This window comes from Shewanella sp. 10N.286.52.C2, from assembly GCF_002874545.1.
Classification (GTDB): domain Bacteria; phylum Pseudomonadota; class Gammaproteobacteria; order Enterobacterales; family Shewanellaceae; genus Shewanella.
Window position 1 is genome coordinate 44,382 of record NZ_MCTV01000037.1, and the last position, 15,027, is coordinate 59,408.

Here is a 15,027-nt window from a genome sequence, read left to right on the forward strand (position 1 = left end):
AACTCTTAATATGACTCAGTCTTCTGTGACACTGTTTAAGGAACAAAATGCTTTCATTTTTAGGTGATTGGTATAAAGCGCGCTTTAGTGATCCACATGCAATTACATTATTATTTATTTTATTGGGGATCGGGCTATTAATATATTTTGCTGGTGGCTTACTTGCGCCATTGTTTGTAGCACTCATTTTAGCTTTTTTACTTGAATGGCCTGTGGCGCAAATAGCGAAATTTGGTATTAATCGCACAGTCGGCGCCTCACTGATCTTAGTGTTATTTGTCGGCCTTATGGTATTAGTCGCATTTGGGCTTATCCCTAGCTTATGGCGTCAAGGAGTTGCCTTAGCTACGGACTTACCGATAATGATCGATACCGGGATGCAGTCACTTAAGGCATTAACGGTTGATTACCCACAATATGTCAGCATTGAACAAATTGATGCCATGGTAATAGAGCTTAAAAAGTTAGTTGATACCCAGCATTTATTTGATATAGGCAAACAACTTTTAGGTTACTCTGCCTCGCTACTGGTATTGATGGTATACGTGATTCTAGTGCCGTTATTGGTGTTTTTCTTCTTAAAAGATAAAGATCAGTTACTGAAAAGCAGTAAACGTTTTTTTCCTAATAATCGTGATTTAGCTCGTAAAGTTTGGTTTGAAATGGACCAACAAATTTTTAATTACATTCGCGGAAAAGTGATTGAGATTGTCATCATTGGTACTGTGAGCTACGTATTTTTTGCCATTATGGGACTGCGTTACTCAGCATTGTTAGGGGTGCTAACGGGTTTATCCGTATTGATCCCCTATGTTGGCGCGACCCTGGTGACATTACCCATAGCGTTAGTGGCCTTTGTTCAGTGGGGCGTAAGCCCTGAATTTGGTTATGTGATGATTGGTTACGGGATAATCCAAGCCCTTGATGGTAATGTGTTGGTGCCAATATTATTTTCTGATGCAGTGGATTTACACCCAGTGATGATTATTGCCGCGGTGTTGGTTTTTGGCGGCTTATGGGGCGTGTGGGGGGTATTCTTTGCAATTCCATTAGCGTCACTGGTAAAAGCGGTGATTAATGCTTGGCCTAACAGTAGTAATCAAAACAACAGTTTAGCTTTAGATAAAGAGACTTCATCTGTTTCAAAATCCTAAATAGACACTCAAAACCTGTTAAAACTGAGCCAAGCTACTGCTCTAATTCAACTGGCATAGTTTGTATAAATTTAGAGAAAACTACAAAAAGCGAATGACTACTGCATATAAACAGTGTCATTCGCTTTTTTTATTTTTTTCGTTCAAGTCAGGCTAATTTACCAGGGCTGAAGCCTATGAGTCATACCTGATGCATCATAAGGTATTTAAGCCGGTAGTTACTTGAATTACTTGAGTTACTTGTCGTTATCACCCTTATCCGTTGGCGCTTGGTCGGTATTAAGATCTTTTACTGATTCGTCTTCTGCAGCTTTATCAGTTTTAGTTTTTGGCTCACCAAACTGCGGCATTTTAAACTTAGCGCTATATTTTAATACCGCTAAATTACTGGCAATAATACCGACGACTAAAATGATAATAAGCCAAACTTCTAAATCGTTCATGATAATCCTTAACTGGTGTTTTGACCATTAAGTTGCTGATTAATCAACAGCTAAGCGTTGTTCACATTTACGGATATCTTCAGGGGTATCAACTTCTGGTGAGTTGAAAGCGCTGATGGCGATTTTTATCTTATGGCCATATTCAAGGGCTCGTAACTGTTCAAGTTTTTCAAGGTTCTCTAAGCGACCGAGGGGCAATTTAGCAAACGCTTTAACAAATTTACTGGTGTAAGCATAAATGCCGATATGCTTGTATACCGCGTAATCCTCACTGTCATTATCACGGCAAAAAGGAATACGAGAACGTGAAAAGTACAGGGCATTAAACTCGTTATCAAAAACCACTTTTACTTGCATAGGGTCATCAATATCTTTGTCTTTATCAATTTTATAACCTAATGTCGCCATTTCGAATTCGCCTGGGTGGCGTTCAAATAAGCTGATCATTTGTTCAATTGAAATAGGGTCAATTAACGGTTGATCCCCTTGTACATTAATCACTAAATCACTGTCGTCCAATCCAAGTATATCAATGGCCTCATTGATGCGATCAGTACCAGAAGCCGCATCAGAGCTGGTCATGACTACTTGACCACCAAAAGACTCAACCGTGTCTTTTATGCGAACATCATCAGTAGCAACGTAGATATTATCTAACCCTTTAGCGAGTGCCGCACGTTCACACACATGCTGTATCATTGGTTTGCCGTTAATGTGTGCCAGTGGTTTACCTGGAAAACGACTTGAGCCATATCTTGCTGGGATTAAAAGAGTAACTTTCATCAATATCCTACTTATCTGAAACGCTAAACAAAGGGGCTACTGAGCCCGAATGTAACTTATGCTTTATTATATACAACCAATTAGCTTAGTCAGCATTTGGTTGTTACCTATTTAGTTTAATCTCTGTAAAGATTATCTGATCTGCAGAGATGGTTCGTTGGCCATATCAACATTTTTACAGCGCATTATTGGCATGCTCACTATTTACCGTGACATCTAAATCTGTAAGTAGTCCATTATTAATGCCATATATCCAGCCGTGAATGGCAATTTCTTGGCCTCTGTCCCATGCATCTTGAACAATCGTTGTGCTGGTTACATTGGCAACTTGTTCCATAACGTTTAGCTCGCACAAGCGGTCAAAACGTTGTTGTGGGCTAAGTTGTTCTAGGTTTTTGTTGTGTATGCGGTAAATATCACGAATATGACCTAACCAGTTATCAATCAAGCCTAAACGCTCTTTGCTCATAGCCGCTTTTACACCGCCACAGCCATAATGCCCCACAACCATAATATGTTTTACTTTGAGCACTTCCACAGCGTATTGAATGACAGATAAGCAATTAAGGTCGGTATGGATCACCATATTAGCAATATTACGGTGCACAAATACTTCGCCAGGCATCAAGTCGATAATTTGATTTGAAGGTACGCGGCTATCAGAGCAACCGATCCATAAATATTCAGGATTTTGCTGTTGGGCAAGCTGGGCAAAAAATTCAGGATCTTCCTTACTAATGCGTTCAGCCCAGCGGCGATTATTGTCAAAAAGAGGCTTTAATAATTTCATTTATGCTTTATAACCGTTTTTAAGTTTACTCGGACAAACAGGAGTACTGGTTGCACTATAAATTTTTATTATTATATCAGTATATTGCAATGTACTGTTTAATCTATATAAGGTGATGAAAATGCGTAATTATTATAACTTTTAATCAAGTCGTGCAGCTTATTAGCAGTAACATTAGTTGTTTTAGGCTTTATAAAAAAGCGTGTAAAAGCTGGTTGAATTCGTCTGCCTGTTCTTGATTACACATGTGACCAGCGTTACTGATCTGCAGCTGTTTACTGGCGCTAATACAGTCTTGCATTAAATAGGCTTCTAGCGGCGTTCGCAGTTTATTTTGTGAGCCAACGAGGATTAAACATGGCAGGGTGAATTGCTCTGCTAATTCTAAGCTGTCACGTTTATAAAATACTAACGGCGCAAACAAGGCAAGTTGTTCAATGCGTTGAGCTGATAACCCCATTAGCTGTTGGTTAAAGTTAGCCATTAATGTTTGAGAATCATCGGTTGCAGCAAAAAACTGGCTGCTTATCGTATCGGCGAGTGCTTCACTGCACTGTTTAGCTGCGCAAAGCTCATCAATCCATAATTGGTATTTGGCACTATTAACCTGTGGTTCAAAGCCAATAAAACTGTTGGCTAGGACCAATTTTGAAATCGTTTTAGGTTGGGCTAAGACCATTTCTGCTGCAATAGCGCCGCCGCAACCATTACCAATAACCATACACTGATCAATATTTAAATGGGCTAATAAGGATAAGCAATGCTGAGCGACAGTGACCAAAGATGTGGTGCCACTAGGTAGTGCACCTGATTGACCGTGAGCCCATAAATCAACCGCAATACAGCGATGAGATAGGCTAAATAATTCTATTTGCGGCTGCCATTGTTGACAATCACTGAGGAAGCCGTGGATAAACAAGATGACAGGACCTTGGCCTTGATCAATAAAATGTAGCGGTTGTTCATTAATAGCAAAGGTCTGGCTTTGATTAGGCATGAATGGTCTCAATAAAGGTTAACAATATAAAAATAATCTGCGGATACTATGATAAATTCATCAGATCTAGTGTTTGATACTGATTTAACCGGCTTAAAATCACTTCGGCGCATCTGCAATAAAATACACATAGCGGTCAACTAATTCATCGAGTCGATTTATCAGCGCTGATTTTAATGAGATATTAGAATTAGACAACAGTTGTTTGAGGCTTTTGCGATCGTATTGGGCTAAATAAAGGCTAGATTCAGGAAAATAGCTTAAATGCCAAGGTTCTGGGCTCACGCCGCTGCGCCCGGCTTGATAAGGTAAATAAAACCCATATTGTTGAGCATGATGTTGCAACCATACTGAAAGGGCGCCGCAAGGGCCATCAATCAAGTATTCGTCACTAATTAATTTTAGTTGTTGCCGATTTATGTTATTGCCATCATAGACATCAATGTCAGTCCCCCAGTGATGGCGTGATGCGCCGGGTAGGGCAGACCAATTTAAAATCGTATCAACAAGTTGATCGTCAGTGAGGTTTTGACAATCCAATACTTGGTTGTTGAGGTCTAAAAGAATCCGTTTCCCTTGGGCTTTCGCGTTCCAAATTGCTGCTTGTTTAGCAAAATTGCGGTGAGCCGAACAAAGCTCAATGGCAATACCATCAAGGACTGCGTGTTGCTGCATTTGGCCAAATGCGTCAGCGGTTTTTTGAGTCAGTAAATGCCCTTGTACAGTGACAAGTTGTGATTCGTCCAGCCCATAAAGGGCTGGATTGCTGATATCAACATTTAGCACAAAAGCTTTTCCAATATAGACTCATAGCATAGGGCTAAGACTTCTAAATCTGAGACTTTCACGCATTCATTGACCTTATGAATGGTCGCATTTACCGGACCTAACTCGATAACCTGTGCGCCTGTTGGTGCAATAAAGCGTCCATCAGAGGTGCCACCTGTTGTTTGAGGATCGGTTTCATAACCAGTGACTTCTAAAATCGCGGCTTTAGTGGCTTCAAGCAAGGGTCCGCCGCCGGTTAGAAAAGGCAGGCCGTTAAACACCCAGTCAATTTCATAATTTAATCCATGGGCATCTAAGATGTTGAGCACGCGTTTAATTAGTTCCTCAGCAGTGACTTCTGTTGAATACCTGAAGTTAAACATCACCTCTAGTTCACCTGGAATGACATTGGACGCACCCGTACCACCATTAATATTGGCTATTTGAAAGCTGGTTGGTGGAAAGAACTCATTGCCATTATCCCAATGCATTTGCGCAAGCTCAGCTAATGCGGGTGAGGCTTTATGGATTGGGTTATCTGCAAGGTGCGGGTAGGCAACATGGCCTTGAATGCCATGAACGGTAAGATTACCGGTTAAGCTGCCTCGACGGCCATTTTTTACAATATCACCTAACTTATGGGTAGATGAAGGCTCGCCAACCAATGACCAGGTGATTTTTTCATTGCGAGCTTCAAGGGTATCAATAACGCGAGTGGTGCCATTGATAAATGGGCCTTCTTCGTCACTGGTGATTAAAAATGCAATAGAGCCTTTATGATCGGGATGCTTAGCCACAAAACGTTCGGTAGCAATAGTCATCGCTGCCAGTGAACCTTTCATATCTGCGGCGCCGCGGCCATGAATATAGTCATCTATAACCGTAGGTTCAAAAGGCGGGGTGTGCCATTTATTTAAATCGCCCGCGGGCACCACATCAGTGTGACCAGCAAAACAAAAAACAGGCGCTTCGGTGCCCCGTCTTGCCCACATATTTGTGGTGTCTTCAAATACCATAGGTTCAATGTTAAACCCAGCAGCTTCAAGGCGCTCAGCCATTAAGGTTTGACAACCTTCATCTAATGGGGTCACAGAAGGGCGAGAAATTAACTCTTTAGTTAATGCTAATACGTCTTGAGTCATTAGTTAAACCACGCTTGATAATCTGCCGCTTTAAAACCAATAAGGATCTGATCATTTTGGATAAGTACTGGGCGTTTAATTAAAGTAGGGTGTTCAACCATCAAGCTGATGGCCTTTTGTTTATCTATGCCGTCTTTTTGGGCATCAGTTAAGGCGCGAAAACTGGTGCTGCGTTTATTGAATAATAATTCCCAGTCGGTTAATTCAGTCCACTGAGTAATGGTTTTGGCATCGATACCTTGTTCTCTAAAATCGTGAAAGCTAAAAGGTTGGTTTTCTGCTTCTAACCACTTACGGGCTTTACGTACGGTATCGCAATTCTTTATTCCGAAAATAACACTACTACTCATTTTTGTTTGATTTCCCAGTATGGTGGTGTGATAGTCATTATGTTGCTGCTAACGTTATAATTCAACGGTAAATATTACGTCTTTCCCAGCAATTACTGCGCCTTGGGCTTTATCTAAATATTGCACATCTTCCATGTTAGCGAGCACTACAGGGGTTAACAGGCTTTCAACTTGATCGGTTAGATAGTCTAAATCAAATTCTAAAATGGGTTCGCCAACTTTAACTTGTTGGCCTTCTTCTGCGAGTCGTTTAAAGCCATTACCGCGCAATTCGACCGTGCCGACTCCAAAATGCACAAATAGCTCGAGTCCTTGGTGTGACTCAATACTGAATGCGTGGTTTGTTTCAAAAATTTTACCTATGGTGCCGTCAATCGGCGCTAGGATGAATTTTCCTGTTGGGTTAATTGCAAGACCATCGCCGACAATTTTTTCGGCAAAAACTACATCCGGTACTTTCTCGATATCAACTAGCTCGCCAGAAATTGGCGCGTAGACTTTGATCCCACCAGTTAAGGTCGGTTGCCCTGATATTAATCTGCGTATACGGCTTAAAAATCCCATTACATGCAGCCTCTTTTATTATGATTATTTCGATGTTTAAAATAGTTAACGATAACACATCGCTATCGCTGTTATTAATTTAACAATTCGTTGAGCTGGTTAATATGACTTAAGGTTAATGCTTGCTCAGCTTGTTGAGTAAACTGGGCGTAATTGCCGTTACAAATAGTGGCTTTTACATCCAATAAACTGGCACTGTTAACGCTTAACTCATCAATGCCTAAACCCACCAGTAGGCTAATGAGTTTGGGTTCGCTGGCCAATTCTCCGCATAAGCAGACTTTGGTTTGATGCGCTTTACACTCATCAACCGCCATTTTGATAAATTTGATCATTGCAGGTGATACGGGGGGATAATCCTTAACCAGCTCAGGGTTACCTCGATCTGCAGCAAGGGTGTATTGGGTTAAATCATTACTACCAATACTGATAAAGTCTAACTTAGGCAATAGGTGGGGTAAATTTAATATTGCAGCAGGTGTTTCAACCATGATGCCGATATTAATCTCACCAAAGCCTTTTTCCTCTTCAATTAATTGCTGCTTACACCAGTCTATGATTTCAAATGCTTGCTCTAATTCTTCTATTTGATTGACCATAGGAAATAATAGCCGAACTCGGCCATGATTAGCGGCCCGTAACACTGCTTTAATTTGAGTACTAAATAGCGATTTATGTTGCAAACTGTAGCGGATCCCCCGTACGCCCAGTGCCGGATTGTCTTCATAATCTTGACTTAGGCAGGGGATTTCTTTATCTGCACCAATATCGAAGGTACGTATGGTCAGCACCTTTCCATTTAAGCTGTGCAGCGCATCGCAGTATAAATGAAACTGTTGTTTTTCATCAGGTACACTATCCACTTGCATGAGTAAAAACTCTGTGCGGAATAAACCGATCCCCGCAGCGCCCGCATCTTGTATTTGGCTAACATCATTTAAACTACTGACATTAGCGAGTAAGCACACAGGATGGCCATCTTGGGTGATACTGTCTTGGTCCACATACTGTTTTAGTGCTTGGCGTCGTTGAGTTTCTTGTGCTGATTTAAGCTGAAGTTGCTGGGTAATTGATTCAGTGGGATTAATGTGTAATTCACCACTAATGCCATCTAAAATAAGTGGGCTACCATCATTTATATTGAAATTGTCAAACTGACAACTTAGCAGTGCTGGAATACCGGCCGCCTTGGCTAAAATAGCAGTATGGCTGGTAAGCCCACCTGTTTTGAGCACTATGCCTTTAATTTTATTGAGTGGAATAGTGGCAAATTCAGCAGGGGTGAGGTCTTCAGCCAGCAAAATGGCATTTTCAGTTAACTTTGAAACATCCCACAGCAAGGTACCATTTACGGCAGCCATCAACCTTTTGCCTAAGCAAATAACATCATTACTGCGATTAGCCATATAAGGGTCGTCTAGCTGAGCCAGTTCATCAGCATGTTGAGCAAATACCCGCTCAATGGAAACTTCGGCTGAAAAACGAAAGCGGGTGATATACTTTTTGAGTTCTAAGGCCAAATCATCATCTTGCAGTAACATGATGTCAGCATCTATCAGGCTAAAGTGTTCGCTGTCTACGGCAAGGTGTTGCTGGCAATCAGTTAAATATTGACTTAGGAAGATAATCGCCTTGGTGGCTTTTTCACATTCTTGTGGGATTTGTGCGACAGGCAATAATCTGTAGTCCACCTTTGAGTGGTGCAGATTAATATGAATCGCTTTACCAAATGCTATTCCTGGTGACACTACAATACCTGATACCGCCATATGACTTCCTGTAAATTTTATCCTACTAACTTAAGGTGATGAGTAATTCAGACACTGTCTCAACGGCTTCTTCTGCTTTATCACCTACGGCAAAGACCTTAACTGATTGACCTAAATATAATCCTAAGGTTTGTAATTTAAACAAACTTTTGGCACTGGCCTGTTTACCATTACATTCGACAATGACATCACAGTCAAAGGTTTTTGCCGCTTTTACTAATAAAGCTGCAGGTCGCGTATGAATGCCATGGGGAGCGATAATGGTAACGGTTTTTTCATAATAGATTCTATCGGACATTGAAGTTACGTTCTTAGCATTAATAATACAAATGATAATAACGCAAACCCGCTAGTGTAAGTAGCGGGTTTACGTATTTTTTAGGCTTTAAATTAAAAAAAATTATGTTTTAAACTGACTCAAGGTCTGAGTCACATGTTGGCTGATGTGCTGTAATGACTGCGCGGCTTGGCTATTAGTTTCATTGGATTTAACCGCTACCTCAGTGAGATCTGAAATCGTGGTGATATTACGGCTAATTTCGGCGGTTACATGTGACTGCTCTTCGGTAGCACTGGCAAGTTGCGTGTTCATATCACTGATACTGGCAATCACGGTTAAGATTTCAGTCATGGCTTGTTGCGATTGTATTGCTTTAGTTTGTAATTGCTCAGATTGCAACTGGGTTTCAGTATTACTTTTTATGACATGTTCAACGCCATTGTGGATCTGAGAAATAATTTTATTAATTTCATTGGTAGAGGCTTGGGTACGGGTGGCAAGGGCGCGAACTTCATCGGCAACTACAGCAAAACCGCGACCATTTTCACCGGCCCGCGCAGCTTCAATTGCAGCGTTTAATGCTAATAAATTGGTTTGATCTGCAATGGCGCCAATGGTGTCTAAAATGCTGCTGATTTCAACTGAAGATTTACCTAAATCATGAGTAACGCTTTCAGCATTTTTAAGTTCAGTCACCAGTATTTGGGTTTCATGCACTGTTTGCTGCATAAACTGCTGAGACTGCTGCGCTTGTTGTTTAACGTTGTTGGCACCATCTGCAGCTTGATAGGTGTTTTGCGCCATATCATTGGTGGTGGCTAACATTTGGTTAACAGCAGTGGCAACACTTTGGGTTTCGCGGTGTATTAGCTCCGCGCTTTGGTTGGATTCTTCCACGGCCACCAATAGCTGCTGCGCATCGGTATCAAGCTCAGTACCTAAGGGTTTTAAATTTGCCACCATAGTTGAAATTTTTTCGACGAATGCATTAAAGGCATCGGCCATTTTCGCCACTTCGTCATTACCACTGTTGTTTAAGCGCTTAGATAAATCACCTTCACCTTTTGCGATATCTTCCATGGCAGCAATGGCTGCATTAATAGGTGAAGTGATTGATACATTAAGCAGTAAAAAGAAGCCAAAAATTGGGATGGAGATTATCAACATAATAATTAAGTAATTAATAATCACACTGCCCATACTCTCATTTACATCGGCGGCGCTTGCTTGAGCGATAATGGTCCAGCCCCATTGAGGATAAAAATGCGCTTCAGCCAAAATTGTTGTAACTTTACTCGAATATCCTTCACTGCCTTGATAATCCAAATGGGCAGTTGTGTTTGTTTTAGCTTCAGTGATTAACTCAACAAAGGGCAGGCTGCCATCAGCTGCAATAAATGACTCTGCGCTGCGGCCCAAATTTGACTCGTTAGCTGGAAAACTGATTACGCTGCCTTCTTGGTTGAATACAATATAGGCATCATCTGTCAGGTAGCGGATATCATTGATAATTGAGAGTGCTTGCTCGGCTAATCTTTGATGATCATTAGTGTCATTATCAACTGTTAGCTTGTTGGCGCTCAGTGCATCAAGCATCGATACCGCCGTGGAAACTTGTGCATCAAGTTGTAGATGTTTTTGCTTTAATAAATTGTTGTACTGCTCATTAATCGAGAAGCTGGCAAAAATGACAGTACCAACAGCTGCTAGGCCTAGCATTATAAAAAGGCGTTTTAAAATTGTTAATTGCCGTAAAAAGGAAATCATTTTTGACCTTATGTATTTAGGTAAATATTTATGAGTAAAATATTGTCATAAATTGTTATATAAATAACAATTTATGTGGTTTTTTGTGAGCTAATAACGGTTTCGTACAAAATGATACATTTTTAGGTGGGGAAAGGTTTAATTATATTGATCTAAACCATTAAAAACATTTGCTTATATTGAGCATTTGTTGGTGCGGGTATTTATTTTTGCTAATAAAATGTTTTAGCTTTGATTTGTTCAGTGATAAGCCTAAAATGAAGCAATTTTAAAACAAGGCAAACATTGTTATGAATTCTCTGCAAGTCGTTACTACTGATGATATTTTACTCAAGTTATGTCACTCAGTAACCCATGTCCTCTCAAGCACCAGCGACAGTCAAGTGACTCATGCCGGTATGGTGCAAAACATCACTCGCACCTGTTTAAAACCTGATCTTGGCTGTTTTTCTATATTTGATGGTGGTTTTTCTGGCTTAGTGGTGATCAATTTTACCAAAGAAGCGGCTATAGAAATTTACCGTCGCTACATGCTTAACATGGGCATGCCTGAATCTGAACTAGCCATTTCACATACATCTGATGATGTTGCCAATGTGATGGGCGAATTAATGAATCAAATTTTGGGTAATTTCATTAAAACCATTTCTAAGGAATTACAAACCTCTATCAGTCAAAGCCAGCCTAAAATGTTGACTATCAATAAAGAGCTGACTATATCAATCGATACCAATTTAGATGAGGCCGTATCTCGAAGAGTTACCTTTAGAACGGCAGATAATCATATCTTTTATCTTGAATTTGCCATGGATAAAACGGAGTTTATTAAACTTAAAGAGTTTGCCATGGATGAAGATATAGACCCTGATGCTTTAATTGAAAGCCATGGCAATCGTGTTAACAAGCAGGCAGGTTATTTGGCAGCAACAAGTGCTGCAGTTGCTGTTACAAATGAAGCTGATGATCTGTTAAGTGAATTAGGTTTATAAAAGTAATTAAACGGTGATTGTTAATGTCATTTTAGGTATAAACAATAACAGAGTACCTAAAAAACTATAATAAAGGCGTGATGCGAATATGACATCTAAAGCTACTTCAATTGATATTGCTTACAAAGCAGGTGTATCTCAATCGACTGTTTCTCGTGCGCTGAGAAATAGTCCCTTAGTCAATCTTGAAACAAGGCAACGTATTCAAGCTATTGCGAAAGAACTTAACTATAAAGTGGATAAAAACGCCAGTAATTTACGTACTCAAAATAGTTACACGCTGGCATTATTGATTTGTGAAGATCCCACTAACGATGAATCATTAATCAATCCATTTTTCTTATCGATGCTAGGCTCTATAACCCGTGCTACGGCGCAGCAAGGTTATGATTTGCTAGTATCTTTTCAGCAGCTTTCTAGCGACTGGCATGCCGATTATGAAGACAGTAATAAAGCCGATGGCATTATTTTATTAGGTTATGGCGATTATGTGGATTATGGGCACAAACTACAAAAGCTGCTGGAGCAAAATACCCATTTTGTCATTTGGGGCGCAGAGCCTAACCACAAAGAAGTGTTATCAATTGGCTGTGACAACCAGCAAGGTGGGGTGATTGCCACAGAGCATATTATCTCGTTAAATAAACAAAACATTGCCTTTTTGGGTGATGCATCTGAGCATAGCCCAGAATTTAGAGACCGTTATCTAGGCCATGTTGATGCATTAAAAAAAGTAGGCATTAAAGCCAATAAAAATATTCAGTTTGATGCCATTAGCACTGAAAGCTCAGGTTTTGATGCGGCCATTAATTTATTGGATAGTGGCCATCCATTTGACGCTATTTTTGCCGCCAGTGATTTAATTGCAATTGGTGCGATACGCGCTTTAAAGCAACGGTGTGTGAGGGTACCTGAAGATATTGTTGTGGTTGGCTATGATGATATACCAGTGGCGAGTTTTGCTAATCCGGCGCTGACGACGGTTAGGCAAAATACTAAATTAGCCGGCGAGATCCTGGTAGAAAGTCTGCTAAAACTCATTCGAGGGAAAGAAGTGGCGCCGCAACTTATTCCGACTAATTTAGTGGTGCGTCAATCATGTGGTACTGCAGAGCAAGATCAAAGCTAATCAGATAAATACTGACGGATTCACACTTGACCAGCTATTATTTCATAGCTGGTTTGAAATTATTATGGATAATAATGTGACATTTAAAGGTGTATTTTTGCTGGTCATTGAGACTCGACACTACTGGCGCCAGTTATTTTACTGGCCATTAAGCTGGCTATTGCTCATCCTCTTACTCATCGTACTGCTACTATTTCCACTATCAATTAAAGCCCAAGACCTTGAACCGAGAAGTTACACCAATATTCCTATTGGCATGCACTTTGTTGCCCTTGGATATTTACACTCTGAAGGGGCATTATCGCCATCTCCTTCAGTTCCTCTCAAAGATGCCCAGCTCACACTTGATGCCGCGGTAGTGGGTTATGCCACAAGCTTTGCTATTGCGGGCCGTTCATCAAAACTAGACGTTTCTGCTTCACGAGTTTGTATGAAAGGCAGTGCAAATTACTTGGGCGAATTTGTAGAAGCTGATCGTTGTGGTTATGGTGATCCTAATGTACGGCTAACATGGAACTTTTACGGCGCTCCAGCCGTTGAAAAAAAAGACTTTGGGCAATATCGTGAAGGACTCGTAATGGGGACAAGCTTACAGCTGAGCATTCCTGTTGGTTCTTATGATGAAACCAAACTGATTAATGCTGGTGCCAACCAATGGGTATTTAGACCGGGCATTGGTATTTCTTATAAAGTAGGCGATTGGTATTACAGTGCCATGGGCTCTGTTCGTTTTTATAGTGATAATGATGAATTTTATAATGAGGTTTTACTTTCAAAAGACCCACAATATACTTTTCAAGGTCACATTATTTACAGTATTGCTCGTGGCCAATGGTTGTCGTTAAGCGGCAATTATTTTGTTGGTGGTGAAACGGATAAAAATGGTATTGATGCGAATGATAGTCAGGATAATTCGCGTTTTGGATTGACTTACTCATTGGCTTTAAATCAGCAACACAGTATTAAAGTGTATGCCAGTACCGGTGTTATTACCCGTATAGGCAATGATTTTGATACCTTTGGACTTGTTTGGCAATATGCTTTTAACTGATTAGTAGAAACGACAAGGAAGCCATTATGGCGGGTGCAAGCTTATTAGTTTTACTCGATGACATTGCAACAATATTAGATGATGTCGCCGCGATGAGTAAAGTCGCGGCAAGAAAAACCGCAGGGGTATTGGGTGATGATTTAGCGCTTAATGCGCAACAAGTGTCTGGTGTTGCATCAGAGCGTGAGTTACCCGTGGTATGGGCGGTAGCCAAAGGCTCTTTTAGAAACAAATTAATTCTAGTCCCGGCCGCTTTACTCATCAGCGCTTTTATTCCTTGGGCAATAACCCCTTTACTGATGTTTGGCGGCATCTTTTTATGCTATGAAGGCTTTGAAAAGGTGCATCATAGTTATGTACATCGTAAAGATAAAAAAGTGTCCGTGGCAGATGAACAAATTGTTGAAAAATCAAAACAAGATTTGGCCGCATTTGAACAGAAGAAGGTTCAAGGTGCTATTAGAACTGACTTTGTCCTTTCTGCTGAAATTATAGCGATAAGCCTTGGTGTTGTTTCTCAAAGTAGTTTAATGAGTCAGTTTTTAACCTTAAGTGTAATAGCAATAATTATGACTGTAGGGGTGTATGGCTTAGTGGCTGGCATAGTAAAAATTGATGATCTAGGCCTTTACCTTACCCAAAGAAAAGGTGAGGGCACATTAGTAAAAATATGGCACAAAATCGGTTTTTGGCTACTTGCAGCAGCGCCATATCTAATGAAGGGCTTAACCATTATTGGCACCATTGCGATGTTTATGGTGGGTGGCGGCATTTTAACCCATGGGATTCATATCGTAGGTGAACAAATTAGCCATATCGCTGTAATGGCGGGAGAGTTAGCTTATGTTGGCGTGATACTACAAGCTATTACGCCAAGCTTGTTAAACGCATTATTTGGACTCATTGCTGGTGGTGTCACTTTGCTGTTCATAAATGCTGGCTTAAAATTAAAACAGCAATTGAGTTAGCTTCAGGAGCTTGGTTTCTATATGGCAAATAAAAAAGCATATTGAAATTCAATATGCTTTTTTTTACTAACTTAGCTTTGTAA

At 40.5% G+C, this 15,027-nt stretch carries 16 protein-coding genes; 5 read left to right on the forward strand and 11 right to left on the reverse strand.

Features of this window, described 5'->3' with window-relative positions; translation table 11 throughout:
* The first annotated feature begins 47 nt into the window (after positions 1-47).
* Positions 48-1,154 (forward strand): AI-2E family transporter, encoded by a 1,107-nt coding sequence (locus tag BCU94_RS13300; RefSeq protein WP_102437323.1) that lies wholly within the window; start codon positions 48-50, stop codon positions 1,152-1,154.
* A gap of 236 nt (positions 1,155-1,390) precedes the next feature.
* Here the strand turns inward: BCU94_RS13300 and BCU94_RS13305 are convergent, their stop codons facing one another.
* The 11 genes from BCU94_RS13305 to BCU94_RS13355 all read right to left on the reverse strand — a co-directional run bounded on the left by BCU94_RS13305 (position 1,391) and on the right by BCU94_RS13355 (position 10,807).
* Positions 1,391-1,597 carry a DUF2897 family protein gene (locus tag BCU94_RS13305; RefSeq protein WP_102437325.1) on the reverse strand — a complete coding sequence of 69 codons (207 nt, stop codon included), beginning with the start codon at positions 1,595-1,597 and terminating at the stop codon, positions 1,391-1,393.
* 39 nt (positions 1,598-1,636) lie between these two features.
* Entirely contained in the window at positions 1,637-2,380 is a 744-nt protein-coding gene (gene kdsB, locus BCU94_RS13310) for a 3-deoxy-manno-octulosonate cytidylyltransferase (protein ID WP_102437327.1), read from the reverse strand.
* 175 nt (positions 2,381-2,555) lie between these two features.
* Positions 2,556-3,170, reverse strand: a complete 615-nt coding sequence (gene can / locus BCU94_RS13315; RefSeq protein WP_102437329.1) for a carbonate dehydratase — start codon at positions 3,168-3,170, stop codon at positions 2,556-2,558.
* Between the two features lie 190 nt (positions 3,171-3,360).
* Positions 3,361-4,167, reverse strand: a complete 807-nt coding sequence (locus BCU94_RS13320; RefSeq protein ID WP_102437331.1) for an alpha/beta hydrolase — start codon at positions 4,165-4,167, stop codon at positions 3,361-3,363.
* A 99-nt stretch (positions 4,168-4,266) separates the two neighbouring features.
* The gene (locus BCU94_RS13325) at positions 4,267-4,953 is read right to left on the reverse strand and encodes a M15 family metallopeptidase (RefSeq protein ID WP_241904077.1); all 687 of its coding nucleotides are present in this window, start codon (positions 4,951-4,953) and stop codon (positions 4,267-4,269) included.
* Positions 4,947-6,077, reverse strand: a complete 1,131-nt coding sequence (dapE, locus tag BCU94_RS13330) for a succinyl-diaminopimelate desuccinylase (protein WP_102437333.1) — start codon at positions 6,075-6,077, stop codon at positions 4,947-4,949. The genes BCU94_RS13325 and dapE overlap by 7 nt, the downstream gene beginning before the upstream one ends.
* The gene (locus BCU94_RS13335) at positions 6,077-6,427 is read right to left on the reverse strand and encodes an arsenate reductase (RefSeq protein WP_102476628.1); all 351 of its coding nucleotides are present in this window, start codon (positions 6,425-6,427) and stop codon (positions 6,077-6,079) included. The genes dapE and BCU94_RS13335 overlap by 1 nt, the downstream gene beginning before the upstream one ends.
* A 54-nt stretch (positions 6,428-6,481) precedes the next feature.
* Positions 6,482-6,991, reverse strand: coding sequence for a PTS glucose transporter subunit IIA (gene crr / locus BCU94_RS13340; protein ID WP_102437337.1), 510 nt, complete (start codon positions 6,989-6,991; stop codon positions 6,482-6,484).
* Positions 6,992-7,065: 74 nt separating this feature from the next.
* Complete coding sequence (gene ptsP, locus BCU94_RS13345) at positions 7,066-8,760, reverse strand: phosphoenolpyruvate--protein phosphotransferase (RefSeq protein WP_102476629.1); 1,695 nt, start codon at positions 8,758-8,760, stop codon at positions 7,066-7,068.
* 25 nt (positions 8,761-8,785) lie between these two features.
* Positions 8,786-9,058: an HPr family phosphocarrier protein gene (locus tag BCU94_RS13350; RefSeq protein WP_102437341.1), complete on the reverse strand. Its 273-nt coding sequence runs from the start codon at positions 9,056-9,058 to the stop codon at positions 8,786-8,788.
* A gap of 102 nt (positions 9,059-9,160) precedes the next feature.
* Complete coding sequence (locus BCU94_RS13355) at positions 9,161-10,807, reverse strand: methyl-accepting chemotaxis protein (RefSeq protein ID WP_102476630.1); 1,647 nt, start codon at positions 10,805-10,807, stop codon at positions 9,161-9,163.
* A gap of 290 nt (positions 10,808-11,097) precedes the next feature.
* Here BCU94_RS13355 and BCU94_RS13360 point away from each other — a divergent pair, with 290 nt between their 5' ends.
* The 4 genes from BCU94_RS13360 to BCU94_RS13375 all read left to right on the forward strand — a co-directional run bounded on the left by BCU94_RS13360 (position 11,098) and on the right by BCU94_RS13375 (position 14,944).
* The gene (locus BCU94_RS13360; protein ID WP_102476631.1) at positions 11,098-11,796 is read left to right on the forward strand and encodes a DUF3334 family protein; all 699 of its coding nucleotides are present in this window, start codon (positions 11,098-11,100) and stop codon (positions 11,794-11,796) included.
* A gap of 88 nt (positions 11,797-11,884) precedes the next feature.
* A complete protein-coding gene (locus BCU94_RS13365; protein WP_102476632.1) occupies positions 11,885-12,925 on the forward strand; it encodes a LacI family DNA-binding transcriptional regulator in 1,041 nt (346 codons plus the stop codon).
* A 76-nt stretch (positions 12,926-13,001) separates the two neighbouring features.
* Positions 13,002-13,976: a transporter gene (locus tag BCU94_RS13370; RefSeq protein WP_241905004.1), complete on the forward strand. Its 975-nt coding sequence runs from the start codon at positions 13,002-13,004 to the stop codon at positions 13,974-13,976.
* A gap of 26 nt (positions 13,977-14,002) precedes the next feature.
* A complete protein-coding gene (locus BCU94_RS13375) occupies positions 14,003-14,944 on the forward strand; it encodes a DUF808 domain-containing protein (RefSeq protein ID WP_102476633.1) in 942 nt (313 codons plus the stop codon).
* Positions 14,945-15,027: the final 83 nt, after the last annotated feature.

What these genes read in the sequence shown, in the direction of transcription:
- BCU94_RS13300 (WP_102437323.1), top strand. Translation starts at nt 48, where the DNA reads ATGCTTTCATTTTTAGGTGATTGGTATAAAGCGCGCTTTAGTGATCCA.
- BCU94_RS13305 (WP_102437325.1), bottom strand. Translation starts at nt 1,597, where the DNA reads ATGAACGATTTAGAAGTTTGGCTTATTATCATTTTAGTCGTCGGTATT.
- kdsB (WP_102437327.1), bottom strand. Translation starts at nt 2,380, where the DNA reads ATGAAAGTTACTCTTTTAATCCCAGCAAGATATGGCTCAAGTCGTTTT.
- can (WP_102437329.1), bottom strand. Translation starts at nt 3,170, where the DNA reads ATGAAATTATTAAAGCCTCTTTTTGACAATAATCGCCGCTGGGCTGAA.
- BCU94_RS13320 (WP_102437331.1), bottom strand. Translation starts at nt 4,167, where the DNA reads ATGCCTAATCAAAGCCAGACCTTTGCTATTAATGAACAACCGCTACAT.
- dapE (WP_102437333.1), bottom strand. Translation starts at nt 6,077, where the DNA reads ATGACTCAAGACGTATTAGCATTAACTAAAGAGTTAATTTCTCGCCCT.
- BCU94_RS13335 (WP_102476628.1), bottom strand. Translation starts at nt 6,427, where the DNA reads ATGAGTAGTAGTGTTATTTTCGGAATAAAGAATTGCGATACCGTACGT.
- crr (WP_102437337.1), bottom strand. Translation starts at nt 6,991, where the DNA reads ATGGGATTTTTAAGCCGTATACGCAGATTAATATCAGGGCAACCGACC.
- ptsP (WP_102476629.1), bottom strand. Translation starts at nt 8,760, where the DNA reads ATGGCGGTATCAGGTATTGTAGTGTCACCAGGAATAGCATTTGGTAAA.
- BCU94_RS13350 (WP_102437341.1), bottom strand. Translation starts at nt 9,058, where the DNA reads ATGTCCGATAGAATCTATTATGAAAAAACCGTTACCATTATCGCTCCC.
- BCU94_RS13355 (WP_102476630.1), bottom strand. Translation starts at nt 10,807, where the DNA reads ATGATTTCCTTTTTACGGCAATTAACAATTTTAAAACGCCTTTTTATA.
- BCU94_RS13360 (WP_102476631.1), top strand. Translation starts at nt 11,098, where the DNA reads ATGAATTCTCTGCAAGTCGTTACTACTGATGATATTTTACTCAAGTTA.
- BCU94_RS13365 (WP_102476632.1), top strand. Translation starts at nt 11,885, where the DNA reads ATGACATCTAAAGCTACTTCAATTGATATTGCTTACAAAGCAGGTGTA.
- BCU94_RS13375 (WP_102476633.1), top strand. Translation starts at nt 14,003, where the DNA reads ATGGCGGGTGCAAGCTTATTAGTTTTACTCGATGACATTGCAACAATA.